We start from the raw sequence: 14211 nt of genomic DNA, 5'->3' as shown, positions 1-14211 counted from the left end.
TCGTCAACGTTACCGGTCTGTTTGCCGTGGTCATCATAGATGCCGTTAATCACCACCTTCGTCGGCGAGGGTGGTGAAGGGGTAAAAGGTCGGGCGTCTGATATCGCCAGCGCGGCGGCCATGTCATTTTGCTGTTCTTTTAGTGAGGTAGTCATAATAGTTCCTTTAATATAAGAGGAAGAAACAGGTCACCACATTGGCTGCGTTCTATCTTATGAAGATAATAGAGTCCATTAAAAACATATAGACCTGAAGGAACAGTAAGATAACCACAAGGAGAGCCATAACAAATTAACAAGCTAATTTTCATTAGCGAAATGTAGATATTATGAATATCAATATTGATATTTGTTTATATTAAATAAATAACCGACCCACACTCAACAACACAGATTTTAAAATATAAAATCGATAATGGCACCATCATATAATCGTTAAAAAAATAGCCAGAGAGATCTCCAGCTATTATCATCTTCGGTGCTTAATTATTATTTATGCCACCAGATAGATCTCAACACCCTGTTGAATCAGTGACTCAATGTTGTCACCCATATGGGGGTATCACCTCAGAGCCGCCAGAGTTAATTTCCATCCCACCCGACGCAGAGAAAAGCACGGCCAGTCAGGAAAGTAATCACTGAATCGCAAACACTTGTGGAGGAGCCTCAGAGCACGCAAAAGGCCTCACCGCTTACCGCCCCTGATGCTGACGCAGCCAGCATTGCGCTGAGGCCGCATCCGTCTGCTTCTGGTCACGTCTGTCCTGCTCAGCCCGTAGCTCATCGCGGCGCATATCCAGCAGCAGCTCCACGCTTTTCTCGCGCTTCGCTTCCGCCAGCAGCTTGAGCTTTAGCTGACGCGCTTCGGCTTCAGCCAGCGCCTGCTGCTGTTTTTGCCAGTTCACCACGCGCTGAATATTACTTTTATAGGCCGAGTGATTCACCATCATGGTGGCATCCAGCAGCCCTTCGCTGGTGACGCTGCCCGCCAGTGAATTCAACGTGTCGATATTGCGCCCGCAGCGGGTGCTGATTTGCTGCTGCTGCGTCAGTTTGGTGGTCAGGTCATCCACGGCCTGATGGCGCAGGCGCTTTAACTGTTCCAGTGTGGTAATCATCCTGCTCATAGCTTTCCTTAGCCCGCCTGGGCGAGGGTTTTCAGGTCTGTCAGGGTTTGATCCAGCAGCGAAGCATCGTGCACCTGCTGCTGAAGGAATCGGGCAATGGCTGGCGCCAGTTTCACCGCTTTATCGGCGAGCGGATCGGCTCCGGCCACGTAACCGCCTAACGGGATCAGTGGTTTGATGTTCTGGTATTCGGCGTAAAGCTGCTTCAGGTTGATGGCCGCTTTACGGTGATCGCCTGACGTCACCTGGCTCATACAGCGGCTGATCGACTGGCCGATATCAATGGCCGGATAGTGCCCGGACTCCGCCAGCTGGCGAGATAACACAATGTGCCCATCGAGCACCGCTCGCGCGCAGTCGACAATTGGATCTTGCTGATCGTCCCCTTCCGCCAGCACGGTATAAATGGCGGTCATCGAGCCCAGGCTTTCACTGTTCCCGGCGCTTTCCACCAGCCGTGGGATCATGCCGAAAGCCGAAGGCGGATAGCCTTTGGTCGCAGGCGGTTCGCCCAGCGACAGGGCAATTTCCCTTTGTGCCATGGCGTAGCGCGTCAGTGAGTCGACCAGCAGCAGCACGTCTTTGCCTTTATCGCGAAAATGACTGGCAATGCTGTGGCATAGCTCGGTGGCTTTGATACGCATAAGGGGGGATTCGTCTGCAGGTGCCGCCACAATGACCGACTTCTTAAGGCCCGCTTCCTGCAACGCTTCTTCAATGAACTCTTTGACTTCACGGCCACGCTCTCCAATCAGCCCGACCACCACCACTTCCGCCTGGGTGAAACGGGTGATCATGCCGAGCAGCACACTTTTCCCTACGCCGCTGCCCGCCATGAGTCCGACGCGCTGGCCTTTGCCGATGGTCAGCATGCCGTTAATGGCACGCACGCCAACGTCCAGCGGGGTGTTCACCGGCTGGCGTTTCAGCGGATGCACCTGCGGCGCCTGAGTCAGCAATGGCGTGTCGCCGGTGAGTTTGCCTTTTTCGTCCATCGGTTCGGCAAGACCATTAATTACTCGTCCGAGCCACTGATCGCCAATCATCACGCTTTCCTGCTTTTCAGCCGGAAAAACGCGAGCGCCGCTGATCATGCCGGAGCATTGTTTGAAGGGCATCAGATAGGTGACCTCGCGATCGAAACCGACAACCTGGGCATCAATCAGCTCATGGTCGTCGGATTCAATCCGGCACATCTGGCCTACAGCCAGACGGCAGCCCACCGCTTCCAGCAAAATGCCGTTCGCGCGAACCAGTCGCCCCGCCACGCGGGCGAGGTTAATGTTGTCGATGGAGCGCAGCGCCTGCTCGAAATCAAAATCACTCATTCTGCGCTTCCGGCAGCAGGTTCTCTTTCAGCGCGGTCATGCACTGATTCAGGCGATGCTCGCAGCCAATGTCCATTTCGGCGGATTCGGTGATAACCCGGCATTCGCCCGGTTCGAGATCGGGATCGGCCACTAAGCCCCACTGCTGGGCTTTTTCCGGTTCGGTGTCGCTGATGCGGCGATATTCTTCACTATTGAGCAGCACTTTCACCTGATCGGGCTGCTGCGGCAAGCTGGTCAGCGCTTCTTCAACCAGCGTCAAAAGCTGGGTAGGATGCAACGTCAGTTCACAGCGGATCACCTGGCGGGAGACTTTTTCCACCAGTTGCAGCAGCTCTTCGCGACGGCGAACTTCAAGGTTCGACAGAAAGGACTCCAGCTGATCAATCATGGAATCCACAGGCTGTGCCGCTTCCTGGAACTGCTGACGCGCCTGCACCTTGCCTTCCACCAGACCTTTACGCATGCCTTCGTCGAAACCAAGACGAGCGCCTTCCTGATAGCCTTCTTCCTTGCCCTCTTCCATGCCCTGAGCAAACCCACGGTTCAGACCGTCATTAAAGCCTTGTGTAAGCTGCTGCTCGTAAGCTTCAGGATCGAGGCCCGACTCATCGCTCGCCACCTGCTCAACGGCATTCTTCTGCCAGCTCTTTTTAAGCGGTGGGAACTTGTACAATCGCGGTTTCACCACCGCTTTGCGACGCGGGGTCAGGCTGTCCAGCGACAACGTGCGTTTCTTGAACATCGGTTACTCCACCGTCGCTTCCGCAAAGAGCTGCACCTGAATATCCCCCTCTTCTGCAAGCTGGCGAACCAGGCCCATGATGTCTTTACGCACCTGCTCGATACGGCTGACTGGCACTGGGCCAAGGCGCGAGGTGGTGCTTTCCAGCAGCGTGACCTGACGTTTTGGCATGGCGTTGTAAATCACCTGACGCAGCACCGGCTCGGTGCCTTTCAGGGCAATCGCCCACTCTTCCATCGGCACTTCTTCCAGCAGACGCTGAATGGTCTGCTGTGACTGACGGCTGAGGATAAAGAATTCGTACATTTCGTCGGTGATTTGCTCCAGCACGTCGCTGTCACGCTCACGCAGCTGATCCAGCAGCACCTGCTGGTTGTCGGCAATACGGTTCACGATGTTGGCCGCATGTTTAATGCCGACCACTTTCGAACCATGCTCGGAAAGCACAGCCACACCGCGCTCGACCAGACGCTCGAGTTCGTCGATAACATCCGGGTTAACATCATCCAGACGTGCCACACGATAGACGATTTCATCGCGACGCTCTTCCGGCAGCGAGCTCAACACGCTGGCGGCCACATCCGGCGGCAAAAAGGCGAGGAAAACAGCCTGCAATTGCAGGTGCTCCTGAGCAATCAGCGCCGCCAGCTGTGGCGTGTCGACCCATTGCAGACGCGCCATACGGTGGCGGATCTCATCGCCGTAAATACCGTTGATCACGCTGCGGGCAATTTCACCGCCCAGCGCTTTTTCAAGAATGCCTTTCAGGTAGCTGCGCGAGGCACCGTTGATGCCGCTCTGCTCGGAGTATTCTTCGAAGAACGTGTTCAGCGCATTACGCGCATGCACCAGCTTCACATCATGCAAACGAGCCATGGTTTCACTCAGCAGCACCACTTCTTCGCGGCTCATCTTTTGCATCACTTTCGCTGCCGCATCTTCACCGATGCTCAGCAGGAGGATAGCAGCCTGATCCAGACGGCTGCGCGAACCGCTTTTACTGTTATTTCTGGCTGTTGCTTCGCTCATTACTGTTCACCCATTGTTTTAAGACTTCAGCGACACGCTCGGTTTCGCTCTCGGCAATCATTTGCAGATATTCCACTTTGTCCTCAAGGCCGGAACCCTGTGGCGGCAGCGCAATATCTGACGGGAAGGAGTGCGTCAACGACAGCGGAGAGTCTCTGGTCGGTGCGCCATCGCTCTCTGCCGCTTCCGTGGCTTGCAACGCCGCGTTGCTGGCAGTCAGCAATTCCTGACGTTGTGTCGTCACGCGTTTCACCAAAGGACGCACGCCAAACAGCAGCGTTAACAGCGCCAACAGGCCGATGCCGCCCATTTCGCCCCAGTGCTGAATGGACGGATCTTCCCACCATTTCAGCGGCGGCGGCGTGTAGTCTGGCGGCTGCACGAAGCTCAGCGTGTCGAGCGTCAGGGAATCGCCGCGTGATTTATTGATACCTGCCGCTTCTTCCACCATACGTGTGATGGATTCCAGCTGCCCCGGTGGCATGCTTTTCAGACCCGGTGCGAGTTTGTTCAGCGCAACAGCGACCTGCAATTTTTCAAGGTGATACCCCGGATGGCGAATATGACGAATATCGCGATCGTAGGTGTACTTGCGCTGTTCCTGACTGCGGCTGGAGAGCGAACCCTGGTTTGATTTCTGGTTGTTCGCCTGTGCCGCAGCACCTGGAGGCAGTGCGGCTGCACCCGGAACAGGGATCGGACGGTTACTCAGTGAACCCGGAACGCCTAACGCCAGCTGGTTGGTGGTGTTCTCTTTAGAGACGTTTTCATCGCTGACGCGCGGATCTTTGCCGTAATGTTCCTGAGTCTCTTCGACGCTGCTCAGATCCATGGTTGGCGTGACGCTGATACGGAAATTGCCCTGCCCGACCAGTGGGATCAGCAGGCTGGAGATATTTTTCGTGGTTTCCTGCTTCACGCGATCGGCCGCTTCAGCACCGCGACGCACGTTCACCAGATTTTCCGCGCCGCCCTGATAGTTTTCAGACAATAAATTCCCGGCCTGATCCACCACGCGAACGTTTTTGCCCAACATGCCCGGCATGCTGCCTGCGACCATTTGCACAATCGCACCCACTTGCTCATCCGTCAGGTGCGTGCCGTAGCGGAGTTTCAGCATCACGGAAGCGCTGCTGTCCGGCTTGTTGTTCATCACAAACGAACTGCCTTCGGTGATCCCCAAATGCACGCGAGCCTGCTCAACGGGATCAAGGGACATGATGCTCTGCGCCAGTTCCCCTTCCAGGCTGCGCTTATAGCGCACGTTCTGAATGAACTGGCTGCTGCCGAGCATCTCTTCCTTATCCATCAGGTTGTAGCCGTCAGGTTTGATGGCGGTGATCCCCTTGGCCGCCAGCGCCATACGCGCCGCGGGCAGTCGGTTTTCCGCGATCAGGATCTGCCCGTTATCTGGATTGATGCGATAAGGAATGTTTTCCGTGCCAAGGACTTCGACCACCTGCGCGACAGGAATATCTTCCTGATGTCCGTACAGCGCGACATAACCGCGATCGCTGTTCCAGAGTGAAAAAACGATCCCTCCGGCCAGCACGACACCGCCGGCGATCATCAGCCAGCGGGGATTTTTCAGCGCCTCGGGAACGGGCAGCGAAGCGAATTGCGCTTTTAACTTGTTTAACACTTTCTGTGAACCTTAGAGAGGGAGATTCATGACTTCATCCAGGGCCGAGGTCAGCTTGTTGCGAACCTGTACCATGGCGCTAAACGACACGCTGGCCTTCTGGGATTCAATCATGGCTCCGGCCAGATCGTCGCTCTGACCCATATCGATGGCTTGCTGCCTGGCGTCTGCGCTTTTTTGCAGCCCGTCGACGTTGTCGACAGCCTGATGCAGCACGCTGGCAAAAGAGGTATTGCTGGTCGCCCCGCTCGCAAAGCTGGAGTCTGCTGCCATCACCGGCATATCCAGTGAGGTAACGCCGGCCTGTGAGGCCACTTGCGACATCTGCTTGAGCAGCGTTTGTTGTTCGGTGTTGATACCGATAGCGCTAATCTTGTCCATGTGTTCGTCCTTAATTGTTAGCTAAACGCGACAATATCGATCCCTTCTTCCCGCATTGACGCCAGACGGTAGCGCAAGGCCCGAGGCGTGATGCCCAGAAACTCTGCGGTTCTTGATTTGTTACCGTTGTTCCGTTTGAGCAGGTCGATGATGTACTGGTACTCCGCCATCCGACCGTGCAGCTTCACGTTTTGAATTTCCGAGGTGGATTTTTGGTCGTGATACGCAGACAGGCTTTCACTGACTTTGTTCGCCAGTGAAATATCGCTGTTAACCGGGGTCAGACCGAAATCTTTGGCGGTGATTTCTTTGCCGTTGCTGAGAATGATCCCACGCTGAATCACGTTCTCCAGTTCACGTACATTACCCGGCCAGTCGTACGCCAGCAGGGACTGCCAGGTTTCATCGCTAAGCTGGATTTCGCCATTATGGAACGCTTCATATTTCGCAATAAACCGCGCGGCAAGCGGGATGATGTCCTGCTTGCGCTCACGCAATGGCGTGATGTTGATAGGCACCACCGCAATACGGTAAAAGAGATCCTGACGAAAACGGCCTTCGGCAATTTCGACCTGCAAATCTTTGTTGGTGGAGGCAATCAAACGAATATCGAGAGGAATACGCTTTGGGCTTCCCAGGCGTTCGACTTCCTGCTCCTGAAGCACACGCAGTAATTTCGCCTGCAATGCCAAAGGCATATCACCGATTTCATCCAGTAACAGAGTGCCGCCGTTCGCCTGTTCAAATTTCCCGGCGACGCTTGTGACCGCCCCGGTAAATGCACCTTTCTCATAACCAAATAAGATAGCTTCCAGCATACTTTCTGGAATGGCGGCGCAGTTAACACCGATATACGGTGCGTCAGGGTTGCCTGCACTTTCATGAATATATTTTGCAATACACTCTTTCCCGGTCCCTGTCTCACCCGTGATCAGCACTGCAACATTATATTGTGCAACACGTCGCGCTAAAGAAAATACACTTTTACTTTGTGCCGCACTGGCAACAAATCCACTTTCTTTACTGACTTCGTGTTCAGAAAACAAATTCATATTAGCTCACCAATTTATTGGTAATACGTTAAAATAAATTCTCTGGCCACTCACAAGAGAACACACCAGGTAAAAATACATTTAACTCGTTCAAGTACGCTTTCTGGAGTGACACGGAAGTGTCGAAGCGCCTCTGGATTTCAATCAGGAGGAACTATACCTTCCCCATTAGATTAGTCTTAATTTTTTAGCGATATTAAAATATTAATCAATAAAAATCATGTAGTTACACAAACTTATTAATCTTAAAATGTGATTTCTAAATAATGGAATAATAACGACAGAGACCTTGCCCGGGCGGAAGAAAAGCGGTTTAATCGTTCAACATTTATTAGCACCGAAATCTGCTGTTTATTGTCACAGCCGATATTGCGTCATTTACTCACGCAGATGTCTCACGAAAAAGGAAAATCACTTTCCTTTTTATTCGGGCTAATATCACGTTTCAAACTTAGCGAACAGAGCCATGAACCCAGCATCACAGACATTCAGGATTTATCACAGCGATGCACTTCCAGAAGTGACAACCCTGGATGCGCAAAAACTGGGACGCCCCTGGCATAAATTGCCAAAGATCATCAATGATCGCTTCGACATTACCGATTCGCAGCTCAGTATTTATTTCTTAAAAAAGCTGCGCGTTAATGTGGCGTTAAAAACCATGCACTTTGGCATTGACCAGAGTTTTAAAAATGCACAGATATTTTCGACCCAACACGGATATATCGCCATCAGCATTGAGCGCCCTTTATTGCTGAATATCCTCTACGACTACTATGGCCTGCGCGACGACAGCGACGCTGAGCCTCAGGCAGAGGATGAAAAAGTCACGAAAACCGAAGAGCGCCTGAAGATAAAAATAGGTAAAGAGCTCACCTGTCTGTTAGTCGACGAAGAGAGCTTCGGCTGCAAACTGGATATCAAAACCGACAATTCAGTGGTTATCAATAATTGGGCGTGGAGCATTACCTACACGCTTGCTGGCTATGAGCATGGCACCTTTACGCTGCTTTTTGATGAAAAGCATGTGGATCACTACCTCGCCAGACTGCGCAATAGCGCCATCGAAAACGGGGAAAATCCACCCGAGTCGCCAACGCCCACGCAGATAGAAAGCATGTTCCATTGCCTTCCGTTAACGCTGAATGCCCGGCTGGCTAACCTCAACCTGACGGTAGCCCAGCTTTCAGATTTAAAACCAGGGGACATCATCCCTATTTTCATTAATGAGCCAGTCCCCGTGTTCATCGGTAAGGAACAGATCTTCGATGCGGAGATAGCCGAAGATCGCGGCAAACTTTTCCTGAGTGACCTGTCTGGCAGTACGGTTGAGAAACAATATGAGTGATTTGCAACAAGAATTTGGCCAAAGTCTGGATCTCGGCGATCTGAACCTCAATGAGTTTGAGCAAGAAGAGACCGTCGAAGGCAATATCCGCATGGATATTCAGCCCGATGCCGCCCCAACCCCGGGCATGAGCGAGATGCAGAAGATGTCGCTGTTCAGCCGCATTCCTGTGGTGCTGACCCTCGAAGTGGCTTCGGCACACATTTCGCTGGCAGAGCTGATGACCCTGAACAATGACTCCGTGGTGGAACTGGACAAACTGGCCGGTGAACCCCTGGACATCAAAGTGAACGGCATTCTGTTCGGCAAAGCGGAAGTGGTGATGCTGAACGACAAGTATGGCCTGCGCATTCTCCAATTTAACACGAAAGATCTCGGCGAATTAACCCGATGAAACGCGTATTTTCACGCAGCAGCCTGGCCACGCTTTTGGCCATCGGGCTGCTGTTTTCGCCGTGGGCTTTTGCTGCCAACGGCGATATCACGTTGTTCAGCTCGACCGCCACTCAGGCCGGCCAGGATTACAGCGTTAAGATTGAAATCTTAATCATGATGACCCTGCTGGGTCTGCTGCCGATCATGGTGCTGATGATGACCTGCTTTACGCGCTTCGTCATTGTGCTGGCGATTCTGCGTCAGGCGATGGGCCTGCAACAAAGCCCGCCGAACAAAGTGCTGACCGGGATTGCCCTGGCGTTAACGCTACTGGTGATGCACCCGGTGTGGACCAAAATTTATCAGGAAGCAGTTATCCCCTTTCAGAACAATGAGCTGACCCTGCCTCAGGCGCTGGCGACGGCTGAAGTGCCGATGAAAAAATTCATGCTTTCGCAAACCAACAACAAAGCGATGGCGCAGATGATGGATATCGCCGGTGTGAAAGGCGATGCCAAAGATCAGGACCTGACGGTAGTAACTCCGGCTTATCTGCTGAGCGAGCTGAAAACCGCCTTCCAGATTGGCTTTATGATCTACATCCCGTTCCTGGTTATCGATCTGATTGTGGCGAGCATTTTGATGGCGATGGGCATGATGATGCTGTCACCGCTGATTGTTTCCCTGCCGTTTAAACTGATGCTGTTCGTACTCTGCGACGGCTGGACGCTGATTGTCGGCACGCTGACCGCAAGCGTCAGAGGGCTGTAATCATGATGAACATGGACATTGCGGGCGATGTGGTTGCCGCAGGCGTTCGCCTGGTGCTGATCGTTTCCGCCGTGGTGATTGTCCCGAGCCTGATGGTTGGCCTGTGCGTCAGCGTGTTTCAGGCGGTGACGCAAATCAACGAACAAACCCTTAGCTTCCTGCCGCGTCTGGTGGTTTCCCTTGGCGTACTAGTGTTTGGCGGTAAGTGGATACTCACTCAACTGGTGGATTTCACAATCAATATTTTCCATCAGGCTGCAACGCTTGTGAGTTAACGCCATGGGTATTCAGATTCAGACCCTCTACACGCCACTGCTGGCGCTGCTGCTGCCGTTTTTCCGCATTCTGGCGCTGCTGCATTTCGCTCCGGTGCTGGATAACCACGCGTTATCCCGCCGTTCACGCGTGGCGCTCGCCCTGATGCTGTCCATCATCATTACCCCAATGCTGCAAAAGCAAGTGATGCTGAGCGAACTGCTCTCCATGCGCACGGTGTTGCTGATAGGTGAGCAATTGCTTTGGGGGATGCTGTTCGGGCTGATCCTGCGTCTGGTGTTTACCGCGCTGCAAACCGCCGGACAAATTCTGGCGATGAACATGGGTCTGGGCATGGCGACCATGAATGACCCGGTGAACGGCGTCAACACGCCCGTTATCTCTGAAATCATCACCATTTTTGCCACGCTGCTGTTTTTCATCATGAACGGCCATCTGCTGCTGGTGACCGTGCTGTACAAGAGTTTTACTTACTGGCCCATCGGCGAGGCGCTAAATCGCCCGACGCTGAAATTAGTGGTTGAGAGCTTCGGCTGGATTATTTCGACCGCCACGCTCATCGCCCTACCCACCACCTTCGTGATGATGATTGTGCAAGGCGGTTTTGGCCTGCTTAACCGTATTTCGCCTTCGCTGAACCTGTTTTCCCTCGGCTTTCCCATCAGCATGCTGTTTGGCCTGCTGTGCGTGTCGATGATGATGAGCAATATTCCCGATCACTACCTCAATCTGACCAATGAAATCCTCGCGAAGCTGGATGCGGTAAGGAACTACTGATGTCGGGGGATAAAAGCGAAAAACCCACCTCGGGCAAATTACGTAAAGCGCGTGAAAAAGGGGATATTCCCCGTTCAAAAGATCTGACCATGGCGGTCGGTCTGGTGGCCTCGTTCATGACCATCACGGCCTTTATGCCGTGGTACAAAACGCTGATTGGTGAGTCGTTCACTGCGGTGGGCATGATGGCGGGCAAACTCGACGATCCCGGCGCGCTGAACCAGTTTTTGCTGACGCAGGTGCACATCATGCTGCGCATCATCGCCTCGCTGACGCCGATCCCCATCGCCTGCATTATTGCAAGCCTGGTGCCGGGCGGCTTTATGTTCAGCGTGGCAAAACTGAAGCCTGATTTTAAGAAAATCAGCCCATTAAGCGGGATCAAGCGCCTGTTCGACAGCAACCATTTCGTTGAACTGGCAAAGATGATCCTCAAGTGCGGCATCCTGCTGGGCATTATGTATCACGCCATCCACAAGCAGATGGAGCCCATGCTGTTCTTGCAGCGCCTGTGGCTGAATCAGGCGGTGTACCGGGGATTCGACATTTTTCACGGCGTCATCAGTAACTTTATTGCGGTGATCGTCCTGTTCGCCGTTATCGATGTGCCGCTCAGCAAATTCATGTTCACCAAAAAGATGCGCATGACCAAGCAGGAAGTGAAAGAAGAGCACAAGAACAACGACGGTAACCCGCAAATCAAAGGCCGTATTCGCCAGCTACAGCGCCAGATGGCGATGGGCCAGATCAGCCGTAAAGTGCCAACCGCGGACGTCGTGATCACCAACCCGACGCACTACGCTGTAGCGCTGAAATACGATCCGAACAAAGCCCAGGCGCCCTACATTGTGGCGAAAGGCGTCGACGACATCGCGCTCTATATTCGCGAAGTCGCGAAATCACACGATGTGGAAGTGGTGGAATTCCCGCCGCTGGCGCGTGCCGTGTACCACACCACCCGCGTGAATCAACAAATTCCGGCGCAGCTGTTCCGCGCCATCGCCCACGTCCTGACTTATGTGATGCAGCTGAAGTCCTGGCGTACCGGCAAACACAAAACAAAACCCCGCCTCAACAGGCAAATATCACTCCCGAAAGAGGTGTTAGACGAACATGGCAAACAGTAATTTTCAGCAGAAGCTTGCCATTCTGAAGCAGGGCCGCGTGGGCGTCCCTGTGCTGATCCTGAGCGTGCTGGCAATGGTGATTCTGCCATTGTCACCGATGATGCTGGACGTGTTGTTCACCTTCAACATCGTGCTGGCGGTGCTTATTCTGCTGGTGTCGATCAACTCTCAGCGCCCGCTCGATTTTGCGGTGTTCCCGACGGTGCTGCTGATAACCACGCTGATGCGACTCTCGCTCAACGTGGCATCCACACGAGTGGTCCTGCTGCACGGTCATGAAGGTGAAGGCGCTGCCGGTAAAGTCATTGAAGCCTTCGGGCAGGTGGTGATTGGCGGCGACTTCGTGGTCGGCTTCGTGGTGTTCGTCATCCTGATGATCATCAACTTCGTGGTGGTCACCAAAGGGGCCGAGCGTATTTCCGAAGTCTCGGCTCGCTTTACGCTGGATGCACTGCCGGGTAAACAGATGGCTATCGATGCCGATCTCAATGCCGGGCTTATCAACCAGCAGCAGGCGCGTGAACGACGAAAAGACGTCGCGCGTGAAGCCGATTTCTACGGTGCGATGGACGGTGCGTCCAAGTTCGTGCGCGGCGATGCGGTCGCCGGGATCATGGTCCTTATCATCAACGTGCTGGGCGGGATCTGTATCGGGATCTTCAAACACGGCCTTGATGCTTCGCACGCCTTCCAGACTTACGTTCTGCTGACCATCGGTGACGGTCTGGTCGCACAGATCCCTTCCCTGCTGTTATCCACCGCGGCGGCGATCATCGTAACTCGCGTCAGCGATGGCAACGACGTCAGCCAGGAAATCAAATCTCAGCTGCTGGCAAAACCTTCGGTGCTCTACACCGCGGCGTTTATCCTCTTCATGCTGGCGATTGTGCCGAATATGCCGCACATCGCCTTCCTGAGCTTTACAGCAATCCTCTGTTTTGTTGCCTGGCGTCAGGGCAAGGAGGTCAAACCCGCCGCAACGAAAGAGGAAGATTTTGCCGCCATCAGTGATGCGCTCAGCAATGACAAGATGCCGGACATCAGCTGGGACAGCATTCCCATGGTGGAGCCAATTGGCCTGAATCTTGGCTATAAACTGGTGGCTTTGGTGGATGCGGCACAAGGGAATCAGCTCTCTCAGCGCGTGCGCGGCGTGCGGCAGGTGGTATCGGAAAACTGCGGCGTTCTGCTGCCTGAAATTCGTATTCGTGAAAACTTCCGCCTTAAACCGGCGCAATATGCGATTCACATCAACGGCATTCGTCGGGCCATGGGCGAAGTGCATGCCGATAAGCTGATGGCGATCCCTGGCACGGAAACCTACGGTGAGATTGATGGCGTGCTGGACGTTGACCCGGCTTATGGCATGTCGATTGTGTGGATTGACCACAATCAGCGTGCCGAAGCGCTCAATCTGGGTTATCAGGTGGTGGATTGCGCAAGCGTAGTGGCCACCCACATCAACCGTATTGCGCGCGAAAACCTGCCGGACTTGTTTAACTACGACGACATTACACATCTTCACGGTCGCCTTTCCGCACTGGCGCCGAAGCTTGCGGAGGATTTGGGGAATGCGCTCAACCACAGCCAACTGTTACGGGTTTACCGTCAGTTGCTGCTGGAAAATGTGTCGTTGAAGGACATCGTCACTATCGCCACCACGTTGATAGACAGCGCCACGATGACCAAAGATCCGCTGTTGCTGACTTCTGACGTGCGATACGCCCTGCGTCGCGCCATTGTGAACACGATTAATGGCGATAAGCGTAAGCTGCCGGTGTTCACCATGGAAAACCAGCTGGAGAATATTTTGCTGTCGGCCCTGAACCAGTCGCAGCAGGCCGGGAAAGTCTCGCTGGACAGCTTCCCGGTGGACCCGAATATTTTGACCCAGCTGCAAAACAACATGCCGGTGATTGAAGAGCAGATGAAAGCCAAAGGGCTGTCGCCTGTTCTGCTGGTGACACCTCAGCTGCGCCCGCTGATTTCCCGCTATGGCCGTCTGTTTGCCTCCGGCCTGACGATTCTCTCTTACAACGAGATCCCTGAAGACAGCGAGCTGAGCGTGGTCGGTACGCTGGCCTGATCCCTGCCTTTGCCGGGTGGCGCTGACGCTTACCCGGCCTACCAGACCTTCCCCGTTGGCCCGCACCGCCGGGCTTTTAATCCGCTGATTCAAAACAAATTATAATTTTTTCAAAATAAAATTTAATTCGCTGCTCCGCCGTGTCGTT

14 protein-coding genes are annotated in these 14211 nt (G+C 53.7%); 7 read left to right on the top strand and 7 right to left on the bottom strand.

Annotated features, from left to right (window positions below; all coding sequences use genetic code 11):
- Nucleotides 1-691 precede the first annotated feature (691 nt).
- Genes fliJ through ACRCWW_RS21660 form a run of 7 tightly spaced genes read right to left on the bottom strand, consistent with a single transcriptional unit; the run spans nt 692 to nt 7303 of the window.
- On the bottom strand, nt 692-1126 hold the full coding sequence (fliJ, locus tag ACRCWW_RS21690) for a flagellar export protein FliJ (RefSeq protein ID WP_438684252.1): 435 nt from the start codon (nt 1124-1126) through the stop codon (nt 692-694).
- Nucleotides 1127-1134: 8 nt separating this feature from the next.
- Entirely contained in the window at nt 1135-2454 is a 1320-nt protein-coding gene (gene fliI, locus ACRCWW_RS21685; protein WP_438684251.1) for a flagellar protein export ATPase FliI, read from the bottom strand.
- Nucleotides 2447-3199: a flagellar assembly protein FliH gene (gene fliH, locus ACRCWW_RS21680; RefSeq protein ID WP_438684250.1), complete on the bottom strand. Its 753-nt coding sequence runs from the start codon at nt 3197-3199 to the stop codon at nt 2447-2449. Before fliH ends, fliI begins: the two co-directional genes overlap by 8 nt.
- 3 nt (nt 3200-3202) lie before the next feature.
- Nucleotides 3203-4228: a flagellar motor switch protein FliG gene (locus ACRCWW_RS21675; protein ID WP_438684249.1), complete on the bottom strand. Its 1026-nt coding sequence runs from the start codon at nt 4226-4228 to the stop codon at nt 3203-3205.
- Nucleotides 4203-5870: a flagellar basal-body MS-ring/collar protein FliF gene (gene fliF / locus ACRCWW_RS21670; protein WP_438684248.1), complete on the bottom strand. Its 1668-nt coding sequence runs from the start codon at nt 5868-5870 to the stop codon at nt 4203-4205. Before fliF ends, ACRCWW_RS21675 begins: the two co-directional genes overlap by 26 nt.
- Nucleotides 5871-5882: 12 nt before the next feature.
- Nucleotides 5883-6251: a flagellar hook-basal body complex protein FliE gene (fliE, locus tag ACRCWW_RS21665; protein ID WP_438684247.1), complete on the bottom strand. Its 369-nt coding sequence runs from the start codon at nt 6249-6251 to the stop codon at nt 5883-5885.
- A 17-nt stretch (nt 6252-6268) separates the two neighbouring features.
- Complete coding sequence (locus tag ACRCWW_RS21660; protein WP_438684246.1) at nt 6269-7303, bottom strand: sigma-54 interaction domain-containing protein; 1035 nt, start codon at nt 7301-7303, stop codon at nt 6269-6271.
- A 466-nt stretch (nt 7304-7769) separates the two neighbouring features.
- Between ACRCWW_RS21660 and ACRCWW_RS21655 the strand changes: the two genes are divergently transcribed.
- Genes ACRCWW_RS21655 through flhA form a run of 7 tightly spaced genes read left to right on the top strand, consistent with a single transcriptional unit; the run spans nt 7770 to nt 14063 of the window.
- The gene (locus tag ACRCWW_RS21655; RefSeq protein ID WP_438684245.1) at nt 7770-8651 is read left to right on the top strand and encodes a FliM/FliN family flagellar motor C-terminal domain-containing protein; all 882 of its coding nucleotides are present in this window, start codon (nt 7770-7772) and stop codon (nt 8649-8651) included.
- A complete protein-coding gene (fliN, locus tag ACRCWW_RS21650; RefSeq protein ID WP_438684244.1) occupies nt 8644-9045 on the top strand; it encodes a flagellar motor switch protein FliN in 402 nt (133 codons plus the stop codon). Before ACRCWW_RS21655 ends, fliN begins: the two co-directional genes overlap by 8 nt.
- Nucleotides 9042-9797: a flagellar type III secretion system pore protein FliP gene (gene fliP / locus ACRCWW_RS21645; protein ID WP_438684243.1), complete on the top strand. Its 756-nt coding sequence runs from the start codon at nt 9042-9044 to the stop codon at nt 9795-9797. Before fliN ends, fliP begins: the two co-directional genes overlap by 4 nt.
- Before the next feature lie 2 nt (nt 9798-9799).
- The gene (gene fliQ, locus ACRCWW_RS21640; protein WP_438684242.1) at nt 9800-10072 is read left to right on the top strand and encodes a flagellar biosynthesis protein FliQ; all 273 of its coding nucleotides are present in this window, start codon (nt 9800-9802) and stop codon (nt 10070-10072) included.
- A gap of 4 nt (nt 10073-10076) precedes the next feature.
- The gene (fliR, locus tag ACRCWW_RS21635) at nt 10077-10850 is read left to right on the top strand and encodes a flagellar biosynthetic protein FliR (protein ID WP_438684241.1); all 774 of its coding nucleotides are present in this window, start codon (nt 10077-10079) and stop codon (nt 10848-10850) included.
- Entirely contained in the window at nt 10850-11977 is a 1128-nt protein-coding gene (gene flhB / locus ACRCWW_RS21630; protein ID WP_438684240.1) for a flagellar biosynthesis protein FlhB, read from the top strand. Before fliR ends, flhB begins: the two co-directional genes overlap by 1 nt.
- Nucleotides 11964-14063: a flagellar biosynthesis protein FlhA gene (flhA, locus tag ACRCWW_RS21625; protein WP_438684239.1), complete on the top strand. Its 2100-nt coding sequence runs from the start codon at nt 11964-11966 to the stop codon at nt 14061-14063. The genes flhB and flhA overlap by 14 nt, the downstream gene beginning before the upstream one ends.
- Nucleotides 14064-14211: the final 148 nt, after the last annotated feature.

The sequence above is a fragment of the Scandinavium sp. genome, assembly GCF_051650185.1.
Taxonomy (GTDB): domain Bacteria; phylum Pseudomonadota; class Gammaproteobacteria; order Enterobacterales; family Enterobacteriaceae; genus Scandinavium.
This window is presented reverse-complemented; position numbering and strand designations above follow the sequence as displayed.

Coding starts and splice junctions, on each gene's coding strand:
- fliJ (WP_438684252.1), bottom strand. CDS start 1,126: ATGAGCAGGATGATTACCACACTGGAACAGTTAAAGCGCCTGCGCCAT.
- fliI (WP_438684251.1), bottom strand. CDS start 2,454: ATGAGTGATTTTGATTTCGAGCAGGCGCTGCGCTCCATCGACAACATT.
- fliH (WP_438684250.1), bottom strand. CDS start 3,199: ATGTTCAAGAAACGCACGTTGTCGCTGGACAGCCTGACCCCGCGTCGC.
- ACRCWW_RS21675 (WP_438684249.1), bottom strand. CDS start 4,228: ATGAGCGAAGCAACAGCCAGAAATAACAGTAAAAGCGGTTCGCGCAGC.
- fliE (WP_438684247.1), bottom strand. CDS start 6,251: ATGGACAAGATTAGCGCTATCGGTATCAACACCGAACAACAAACGCTG.
- ACRCWW_RS21660 (WP_438684246.1), bottom strand. CDS start 7,303: ATGAATTTGTTTTCTGAACACGAAGTCAGTAAAGAAAGTGGATTTGTT.
- ACRCWW_RS21655 (WP_438684245.1), top strand. CDS start 7,770: ATGAACCCAGCATCACAGACATTCAGGATTTATCACAGCGATGCACTT.
- fliN (WP_438684244.1), top strand. CDS start 8,644: ATGAGTGATTTGCAACAAGAATTTGGCCAAAGTCTGGATCTCGGCGAT.
- fliP (WP_438684243.1), top strand. CDS start 9,042: ATGAAACGCGTATTTTCACGCAGCAGCCTGGCCACGCTTTTGGCCATC.
- fliQ (WP_438684242.1), top strand. CDS start 9,800: ATGATGAACATGGACATTGCGGGCGATGTGGTTGCCGCAGGCGTTCGC.
- fliR (WP_438684241.1), top strand. CDS start 10,077: ATGGGTATTCAGATTCAGACCCTCTACACGCCACTGCTGGCGCTGCTG.
- flhB (WP_438684240.1), top strand. CDS start 10,850: ATGTCGGGGGATAAAAGCGAAAAACCCACCTCGGGCAAATTACGTAAA.
- flhA (WP_438684239.1), top strand. CDS start 11,964: ATGGCAAACAGTAATTTTCAGCAGAAGCTTGCCATTCTGAAGCAGGGC.